Origin of the sequence: Bradyrhizobium altum, assembly GCF_020889705.1 — a bacterium.
In the GTDB taxonomy this organism is placed as follows: Bacteria; Pseudomonadota; Alphaproteobacteria; order Rhizobiales; family Xanthobacteraceae; genus Bradyrhizobium; species Bradyrhizobium altum.
This window is the reverse complement of the sequence record NZ_JACMYP010000036.1, coordinates 38,977-47,060: the sequence shown is the minus strand read 5'-3', so window position 1 is coordinate 47,060 and position 8,084 is coordinate 38,977. Positions and strand designations below refer to the sequence as shown.

The 8,084-nt window shown below is 65.5% G+C and carries 10 protein-coding genes; 7 read left to right on the top strand and 3 right to left on the bottom strand.

Translation table 11 applies throughout. The features are described 5' to 3' along the window. Positions 1 to 188: 188 nt before the first annotated feature. The gene (locus H8B02_RS12735) at positions 189 to 1,013 is read right to left on the bottom strand and encodes an isocitrate lyase/PEP mutase family protein (RefSeq protein WP_229166552.1); all 825 of its coding nucleotides are present in this window, start codon (positions 1,011 to 1,013) and stop codon (positions 189 to 191) included. Positions 1,014 to 1,125: 112 nt separating this feature from the next. Here H8B02_RS12735 and H8B02_RS12730 point away from each other — a divergent pair, with 112 nt between their 5' ends. After that, positions 1,126 to 2,070, top strand: a complete 945-nt coding sequence (locus tag H8B02_RS12730; RefSeq protein ID WP_229166551.1) for a LysR family transcriptional regulator — start codon at positions 1,126 to 1,128, stop codon at positions 2,068 to 2,070. Between the two features lie 33 nt (positions 2,071 to 2,103). Here H8B02_RS12730 and H8B02_RS12725 read toward each other — a convergent pair whose 3' ends face one another. Then, positions 2,104 to 2,427 (bottom strand): DUF1476 domain-containing protein, encoded by a 324-nt coding sequence (locus H8B02_RS12725; RefSeq protein WP_229166550.1) that lies wholly within the window; start codon positions 2,425 to 2,427, stop codon positions 2,104 to 2,106. 348 nt (positions 2,428 to 2,775) lie between these two features. On the opposite strand from H8B02_RS12725, the gene purC reads away from it, so the two are divergent. From purC to H8B02_RS12695, 6 genes are all read left to right on the top strand, one after another. Then, a complete protein-coding gene (gene purC, locus H8B02_RS12720; RefSeq protein ID WP_229166549.1) occupies positions 2,776 to 3,543 on the top strand; it encodes a phosphoribosylaminoimidazolesuccinocarboxamide synthase in 768 nt (255 codons plus the stop codon). Positions 3,544 to 3,558: 15 nt separating this feature from the next. Further along, positions 3,559 to 3,801 carry a phosphoribosylformylglycinamidine synthase subunit PurS gene (gene purS, locus H8B02_RS12715; RefSeq protein WP_229166548.1) on the top strand — a complete coding sequence of 81 codons (243 nt, stop codon included), beginning with the start codon at positions 3,559 to 3,561 and terminating at the stop codon, positions 3,799 to 3,801. A gap of 12 nt (positions 3,802 to 3,813) precedes the next feature. Further along, positions 3,814 to 4,395, top strand: a complete 582-nt coding sequence (locus H8B02_RS12710; RefSeq protein WP_229166547.1) for a hypothetical protein — start codon at positions 3,814 to 3,816, stop codon at positions 4,393 to 4,395. A 4-nt stretch (positions 4,396 to 4,399) separates the two neighbouring features. Continuing rightward, on the top strand, positions 4,400 to 5,101 hold the full coding sequence (gene purQ / locus H8B02_RS12705; protein WP_229166546.1) for a phosphoribosylformylglycinamidine synthase subunit PurQ: 702 nt from the start codon (positions 4,400 to 4,402) through the stop codon (positions 5,099 to 5,101). A 5-nt stretch (positions 5,102 to 5,106) separates the two neighbouring features. Further along, complete coding sequence (locus tag H8B02_RS12700) at positions 5,107 to 6,087, top strand: tripartite tricarboxylate transporter substrate-binding protein (RefSeq protein WP_229166545.1); 981 nt, start codon at positions 5,107 to 5,109, stop codon at positions 6,085 to 6,087. A gap of 201 nt (positions 6,088 to 6,288) precedes the next feature. Next, positions 6,289 to 7,026, top strand: coding sequence for a tetratricopeptide repeat protein (locus H8B02_RS12695; RefSeq protein ID WP_229166544.1), 738 nt, complete (start codon positions 6,289 to 6,291; stop codon positions 7,024 to 7,026). A 13-nt stretch (positions 7,027 to 7,039) separates the two neighbouring features. On the opposite strand, the gene H8B02_RS12690 is transcribed toward H8B02_RS12695, so the two are convergent. Then, the gene (locus tag H8B02_RS12690) at positions 7,040 to 7,993 is read right to left on the bottom strand and encodes a DMT family transporter (protein ID WP_229166543.1); all 954 of its coding nucleotides are present in this window, start codon (positions 7,991 to 7,993) and stop codon (positions 7,040 to 7,042) included. Positions 7,994 to 8,084: the final 91 nt, after the last annotated feature.

Genomic DNA, 8,084 nt, shown 5'->3' with positions numbered 1-8,084 from the left:
GAGGCTGCCTGCAAGTCGCGACCTGTCATGAATCATCAGGTCTGATAGCGCCTTGGCCGGACTTGCGGTGTTGGCGCTACCATACCAGATTCTTGCAGCGGCCGCCTCTGGCGATCCGGGGCGGCGCCGGCAGGCTCCGCGGAGGCCAACGGCTCGTCGCCAGCGCCCTGCGATGACCCTCGGTTAGGTCATGCCTGACCAGCTGCAAACATATCCCTTATCGCCTTCACCGGCGCCATGTCGCGCACGAAACTGAACGCGCCGTCGTCCTTCATCTCGCGGGCACAGCGCAGGAACGCGGCCAGCGCGTGACGCTCCATCGCGCCACCGACGCTGATGCGCTTGACGCCGGCGGCGGAGAGCTGCTCGACCGTCAAGGTCGGATCGGCAAAGCCCATCACGAGATTGAACGGCCGCTTCACGGCCGAGACCACCGTCTTGATGGTGCCGATGTCATACAGACCCGGCGAATACAGCACGTCGGCGCCGGCGGCCTCGAACGCCTGCAGCCGCTTGATGGTGTCGTCGAGATCCTTGCGGCCGTGCAGGAAGTTCTCAGCGCGGGCGGTCAGCGTGAATGAGAACGGCAGCGCCCGCGCAGCCTCGACGGCGGCCTGAACCCGCTCCACCGCGAGCGAGAAGTCGTAGATCGGGCGCTGCGGATTGCCGGTCGAATCCTCGATCGAGCCGCCGACGACGCCGGCTTCGGCTGCGCGGGTGATCGCCTTCGCCGCGGTCTTCGGATCATCCGCGCCGCAATTCTCCAGATCGGCGTTGACGGGCAGGTCGGTGGCCGCGGCGATCACGCGGCAGTTCTCGATGATGGCATCGAGGCTGACGGTCGCGCTGCCGAGCGTGTTGGCGAGCCCGAGGCTGGTGGTCGCGAGCGCCTCGAAACCCATCGCCGCGAGCAGCTTCGCCGTGCCGGCATCCCAGGGATTCGGGATGATGAAGGCGCCGGGGCGCTGATGCAGTTCGCGAAACCGTGCTGCCTTGTCTGCCTGGGTGCGCATGTGAACTCCTGATGATTGGAAAAAGCGACTGGCCCAGCGATAGGGCGGTTTCGGCCATCAAACAAATTTGTTATTTCTCTCGATATCATCAGTTTTTTGCATGAGGTGAGGGATGGACAGCGACGCGCTCAACACGTTCCTGGTGGTGCATCGCCGCGGCGGAATCTCGAATGCCGCCAAGGCGCTGCATCGCTCGCAGCCGGCGATCTCGCGGCGCATCGCGCTGCTCGAGCAGGAGCTCGGCGTGCCGTTGTTCGAGCGGATCGCGGGCAAGACGAGATTGAGCGATGCGGGGCGGGTGATGGTGCCTTATGCCGAACGCGCGGTGGCGGCGGCGCAGGATGCCGAGAACGCGGTGCGCGCGCTGCTGCGCGACAATTCCGGCCCGGTGGCGCTGGCGGTGACCGGCACGCTTGCGGGCGAGCGGCTCTCGAAGGTGCTGAAGCGCTTTGCCCGCCGGCATCCGGATGTCGCGCTGACGCTGCGTACCGCGACCAGTGCCGAGGTCAGCGATCTGATCCGGCGCGGCGAGGCGACGATCGGGCTGCGCTACGACCGCGACCGCTCGGGTGACCTCGATTGCGAGGTGCTGTTCGTCGAGCCGCTCGGGGTGGTCTGCGCGCCGGACCATCCGCTGGCGGGACGCCGGGTCGGCCGTCTTGCCGATCTCAGGGACGAGCGCTGGATCGCCTTTCCCGAGGTGCCCGGACGGCGCGAGATCACCGCTTCGCACGTGTTCGCCCTGTTCCTGACGCACGGGCTCGGCGAGGTCGCCTGGACGCCGGTCGACAGCCTCACCGCGCAGAAGCGGCTGGTCGAGGCCGGGCTCGGGATCGCGCTGCTGTCACAAAGCAACGCGGCGGAGGAGCTGCGCGCCTCCTCGATCGCGACGATCGGCGTCGGCAATCTCACCGCAAGTCATGAGGTTGTCGCCGTGACGCGGCATGGCGGCTTCCTCAGCGCCGCGTCGCGCCGCCTGCTCGAGATCATCCGGGCCGACTTCACGAAAGCGAGGGGCACAAACACGTCGCGCCGGAACGGTGTCCGGCGCGCGTAAAAGTCGAATTGGAGCTCAGGCGGCGCGAGAAACTTAGGTTCCCGCCTTGACCTGGGCTACGGCCACGGCCAGCAGCTCGTCCATCTTGGCGCGGATGTCGCGCTCGGTGACGGCCTGGCCCTTGGCGGTGAGGTCCTTCAGAACCTTGTGCAGCACGTCATTGTCGCCGGCTTCCTCGAAATCGGCGGCCACCACCTCCTTGGCATAGGCATTGGCGGCATCGCCCGCGATGCCGAGCTTCTCGGCAGCCCACAGGCCGAGCAGCTTGTTCCGGCGCGCCTCAGCCTTGAACTTCAGCTCCTCGTCGAGGGCGAACTTCTTCTCGAAACCTTCCTCGCGCTTGTTGAATTCGTTCATGGCTGAAGTTCCAGTTCCCTGCTGAATGACGGGCTTTCTGCTCGTTGCGGCAGCCCCGATGCCTGCCTAGATAGAGGAGAGGAATCGGCAAGACAACGAGCCGTTAAGCCGCAGGCAAAACAGGCGGAATCGGGCCTTTTTGATAGGGCGGTATAAGTGCCCCGAAGCGGGCACTATCGATTGTGCTGGATGGCCCAATCGGATAGGTTGCCAACAGGCATGGTTCTTGTTCTGTTTCCAGTGGATTGTTCGGGTTCCAGGCCTCCGCGGCAGCTCCGTCGTGGGTCGTAACCCAAGTCATCCGGAGCACCCAAATCCATGGATTTCAACAAAACACGGTACATCCCAATGAGCCGTCGACGCCGTATTTATGAAGGCAAGGCCAAGGTGCTTTACGAAGGCCCCGAGCCGGGAACCCTGATCCAGCACTTCAAGGACGACGCGACCGCGTTCAATGCCAAGAAACACCAGGTGATCGAGGGCAAGGGCGTCCTCAACAACCGGATTTCGGAGTACCTGTTTCAGCACCTCAACGATATCGGGGTGCCGACCCACTTCATCCGCCGTCTCAACATGCGCGAGCAGCTGATTCGCGAGGTCGAGATCGTGCCGCTCGAGGTGGTGGTGCGGAACGTCGCCGCCGGCTCGCTGTCGCAGCGGCTCGGGATCGAGGAGGGCACCCAGCTGCCGCGCTCGATCATTGAGTTCTATTACAAGAACGACCAGCTCAACGACCCCATGGTGTCGGAAGAGCACATCACTGCCTTCGGCTGGGCCACGCCGCAGGAGATCGACGACATCATGGCGCTCGCGATCCGCGTCAACGACTTCCTGACCGGCCTCTTCCTCGGCATCGGCATCCGCCTCGTCGACTTCAAGATGGAGTGCGGGCGGCTGTTCGAGAACGAAATGATGCGGATCATCGTCGCCGACGAGATCTCGCCGGACTCCTGCCGGCTGTGGGACATCAAGTCGAACGAGAAGCTCGACAAGGACCGTTTCCGCCGGGATCTGGGTGGCCTGCTTGAGGCCTACACCGAGGTCGCGAAGCGGCTCGGCATTCTGATCGAGAACGAGCGGCCGGCCGGCAGCGGCCCGGTGCTGGTGAAGGGCTAAGCTTAAGGGGCGACCGTGAAGGCACGTGTAACTGTGACATTGAAGTCGGGCATCCTCGATCCGCAGGGCAAGGCGATCGAGGGCGCGCTGAAATCGCTCGGCGTCGACGGCGTCGCCAGCGTTCGCCAGGGCAAGGTGTTCGACATCGAGTTCGCCGCGACCGACAAGGCCAAGGCGGAGGCGGCGCTCAAGGCCGCCGCCGACAAGCTGCTGGCCAATACCGTGATCGAGAACTACCGGGTCGAGGTTCTGAGCTAGCGAGCGCGCCAAATGATAACAGCCGCTCCCGCCGCTGCTCGCCGTGACCGAATCTTCATCGGAGCGCTCTGCATCGGCTTGCTGACCGCGGCCGGTATCGGCGGGGCCTCGGCTCAACCGGCACCGGCAGCGCCTGCCGCGACGACGCAGCCGCCGCCGTTCACGGTCAGCGGATGGAGCTACGAGCGCCGCGGCTCCGATGTGCATATGTTCCGCTGCGCGCAATCGTCCTGCGGTGCGGGCTCCAAGGTGAGCTACCGGTATTATACCGGCGGAAAACAGATGACGCTCGACCAGTTCCGCGAGGGGCAGGAGCAGATCATCAAGGCGCTGGAGCAGCGGACGCCAGGGCAGCGCATTACGCTGCTCGGCGTCGATGGCGACAAGGGCACCGCGGGGCCGCGCATGTTCAAGGCACGGCGCCTGACCGTGACAGCCAACGGCGCAAGCGAGTATCAGGTCAGCGGCTTGCTGCTTGGCGGACAAGGCTCCGCTAGCCTGATCAGCTCGGCGCGTGACGAGAAGGCCAGCAACGACAATTACGCGAAGTTTGCCGCCGCAGTTAAGCTCGTGCTGGCACCCAAAACCAGGTGATGCAATGAAATCAGCCGTCCTCGTCTTCCCCGGCATCAATCGCGAGCGCGACATGGCGCGCGCGCTCAAGCTTGCATCCGGCAATGAGACCGCGATGGTCTGGCACGCCGAGACCGCGCTGCCCAAAGGCACCGACCTCGTGGTGGTGCCCGGCGGCTTCTCCTATGGCGACTATCTGCGCTGTGGCGCGATCGCGGCCCGCGCGCCCGTGATGGACGCGGTGCGCGACTTCGCAGCTTCGGGCGGGCTGGTGCTCGGCGTCTGCAACGGTTTTCAGATCCTCTGCGAGTCCGGGCTGTTGCCGGGCGTGCTGATGCGCAATGCCGGGCTGAAATTCGTCTGCCGCGACGTGCATATGCGGATCGAACGCTCCGACACGCCGTTCACCCGCGGCTACAATGCCGGCCAGGTGATCCGCGTGCCGGTCGCGCATGGCGAGGGCAATTACGAGGCGGACGAGGAGACGCTGAAGCGGCTCGAGGGCGACGGGCGGGTGCTGTATCGCTACTGCTCCGCCGAGGGCGTGGTCGACGAGGCCTCCAACTTCAACGGCGCCGCGCATTCGATCGCCGGCATCGTCAACGAGCGCGGCAACGTGCTCGGCATGATGCCGCATCCGGAAAACCACGTCGAAGAAATCATGGGCTGCACCGACGGCCGCGGCCTGTTTGCAGGGCTGGTCCAGCAGTTCGACAAGGCGGCGTAACCACCATGTTTGGAAGGTGCCTTGCCGTGGTGGCAGCCGCGGTCCTGTTGCTTGCGACGGCGGCCAACGCCCAGAATCCCTCGAAGCTGGACTTCCCGAAGCGTCCGATCACGATGATCGTGCCGTTCACGGCCGGCGGCACCTCGGATGTGATCGCCCGTGCAGTGGCCGACCAGATGAGCGCCGCGCTCGGCCAGACCATCATCATCGAGAATGTCGGCGGCGCCGGCGGCTCGACCGCGCTGACCCGTGCCGCGCGTGCCGAGCCGGATGGCTACACGATCGCGATCGGCAACGCCGGCACCAATGCCGCGACCTACACGATCTATCCAAAGCTGTCGTTCACGCCCGACTCCTTCGCGCCGATCGCCGTGGTGGCGAAAACCTTCGGCATCGTCGCGCTGCGCAAGGATTTTCCGGCCAAGGACCTCAAGGAATTCATCGACTACGCCAAGAAGAATCCGGGCAAGGTCAATCTCGGCCATGCCGGCGTCGGCTCCTCGAATTATTTGATCTGCAAGAGCTTCGTGCATGCCGCCGGGATCGACGTGCAGCTGGTCGGCTATCGCGGCGCGGCGCTCGCGCTGACGGACGCGATCGGCAGCCAGATCGACGGCGTCTGCGATGCGGCTGCCTCGGTGTCGCAGGCGATCGACGACAGACTGGTGAAGGCGGTCGTGGTCGGCTCGACCGTGCGGCTCGCCTCGCTGCCGGAGCTGCCGACCTCGGCCGAGGCTGGCCTAGCAGAGTTCGAGGCGCAGGGCTGGAACGGCCTGTTCGCGCCCAAGGGCACCCCGCCTGAGATCATCGCCAAGCTCAACGCCGCCGCGCGCACCGCGGTCGCGAGCGAAGCGGTGAAGAAGCGTTTCGTCGAGCTGTCGACCGTTGCGCCCGACGCCGACGAGCTCGCACCCGAAGTGCTGCAGCAGCTCGTGACCCGCGACGTCGCGAAGTACCGCGCGCTGCTGGCGGACGACAAGAAATAGCGCCTATGGGCCCCGCTCGGACGCCCCGGACCAATGAACCTGGTCCGTTCTATCAGATACCAATGCAGGGATAGTTGCCTCCGTTTTACAATCTCTTCACGCTAGCGCTGGCCGGAATAGCAACCGAGGATTGTCGCAGCGTGCCGGGCACGTTATGACGGAGGCGATTGGGATGATCTGTCCGGCTCGCTGGGATCTTTGATGCCCGTTGCATTGGTCATATTGCTGCTCGACATCACGCTGATCTACCACGCCTCGCGCACCGGGCGCCTGCAGCCGTGGGCTTTCATCATCCTGATGGTGCCGCTGATCGGCGCGCTCGCCTATATCGTCGTCGAGCTCGTTCCGGAATGGTGGGGCGGACCGGCCGCCGCGCAGGCGCGCAAGCGCGTCGCCAACCGTATCGATCCGGAGAAACGGTATCGCGAACTGTCCGACCGCCTCGCGACATCCGACACGATCGCCAACCGCGCCGCGCTGGCCGCGGAGTGCCAGACCATCGGACGCTTCGAGGAGGCGGAGAACCACTACGACCACGTCTTGCGGCTGCCGCAGGGCGACGATCCGGCCTACGCGCTGGCCAAGGCGCAGGCCCAGTTCGCCCGCAAGCTACCGGCCGAGGCACTGGCCACGCTCGACGCCTTGCGCGAGCGCTGGCCCGATTTCGAGTCCGCCGAGGGGCATCTGCTCTACGCCCGTTCGCTCGCCGAAACGGGCCGGCTCGACGAGGCGCTCGAGGAATACCAGGCGGTCACGCAGTATTTTCCGGGAGCCGAGGCGCGGGTCCGCTATGGCCTGTTGTTGCAGCTGGTCGGCTGCACCGCCGAAGCGCGCATCGTGTTCAACGAGCTGTTGATCCAGATGCGGCGTGCGCCGAAATACCTGCGCGATGCGCAGGCCGAGTGGCTCTCGATCGCCGAGAAGCAGTTGTCAGCCTGAGCTGCGACACAGGCTAGCGGTTTCGCAATCGGCTCAGCGCGCGCTTATAGGCCTCGGCCGGCACCGTCATCGCGGCGACGCCGGCCATCACCAGCAAGAGGCCGAGCGCCAGGTTCGACGGCACGGATTCCCCGAGCAGGATCACTGATAACGCGACGCCGATCGGAATCCGCAAATAGCCTTGCGCGTTCGTGGTGAGCGTGCCGAGCCGCGTCAGGCACATGTAGAACAGCATCAGGCCGAACGCGCTCGAGAAGATGCCCATCACGACGGTGGCGGCCAGCGCCTGCGGCGTCGGATGCAGCATCCAGGGATGGTCGACGATCAACGCGACCGGCAGCAGCACGGTGCCGCCGAACAAGAGCGAGCCGGCGGCCACCACCATGGGGTCATAGTCGGAGAGACGGAGCCCGAAGATCGTGGCGCAGGCGAACGAGACGGTGGCGAGCAGGATCGCGATCTCGGCGACAATCTCCTTGCCGAAGCCCGAGAGCGCGTCGAGGCCGATGATCGCGACCGTGCCGGCGAGGCCGAGGATGGCGCCGACGAATTTGAGCGGCGAGGCCGGCTCGTGCCGCGTGATCGCCCAGGTGATCAGGAAGGCGAAGATCGGCGTCGTCGAGGCCAGCACCACGGTGTTGGATGCCGGCACGTAGAGCTGCGCCCAGGTGATCACCAGGAACGGGATCGTCGAGTTGATGGTCTGTTGGAAGGCGAACAGCTTCCACGCCTTGGTGTCGGTCGGGATGCGGATGCCGCGGATCCGCAGCACCACGAGCAGGAAGGCGGCCGCCACCAGCGAGCGCGCCGAGATGAAGGTGACCGGCGGGATCGAGCCGAGCCCGATCTTGGTCAGTGGATAGGTCGAGCTCCAGCAGCAGGCCAGCGCCAGCAGCAGGGCATAGTCGCGCCAGCCGCGCGCGCCTGGCGCGGTGGACAGGATCGGCGTGATCGCGGGAGCCGTCACGCCGCCCGTCTTAGCTGTGCACTGCGGCACCTTGATTGGCTCCCCCGCGCATTGCCGCGCATCAAAACTGATACTTCGGGAGCCTATCCGA

Bases quoted from the DNA above. Each gene is read 5' to 3' on its own strand.
- H8B02_RS12700 (WP_229166545.1), top strand. From the start codon at position 5,107: ATGTTTGGAAGGTGCCTTGCCGTGGTGGCAGCCGCGGTCCTGTTGCTT.
- purQ (WP_229166546.1), top strand. From the start codon at position 4,400: ATGAAATCAGCCGTCCTCGTCTTCCCCGGCATCAATCGCGAGCGCGAC.
- purC (WP_229166549.1), top strand. From the start codon at position 2,776: ATGAGCCGTCGACGCCGTATTTATGAAGGCAAGGCCAAGGTGCTTTAC.
- H8B02_RS12710 (WP_229166547.1), top strand. From the start codon at position 3,814: ATGATAACAGCCGCTCCCGCCGCTGCTCGCCGTGACCGAATCTTCATC.
- H8B02_RS12735 (WP_229166552.1), bottom strand. From the start codon at position 1,013: ATGCGCACCCAGGCAGACAAGGCAGCACGGTTTCGCGAACTGCATCAG.
- H8B02_RS12725 (WP_229166550.1), bottom strand. From the start codon at position 2,427: ATGAACGAATTCAACAAGCGCGAGGAAGGTTTCGAGAAGAAGTTCGCC.
- H8B02_RS12695 (WP_229166544.1), top strand. From the start codon at position 6,289: ATGCCCGTTGCATTGGTCATATTGCTGCTCGACATCACGCTGATCTAC.
- H8B02_RS12730 (WP_229166551.1), top strand. From the start codon at position 1,126: ATGGACAGCGACGCGCTCAACACGTTCCTGGTGGTGCATCGCCGCGGC.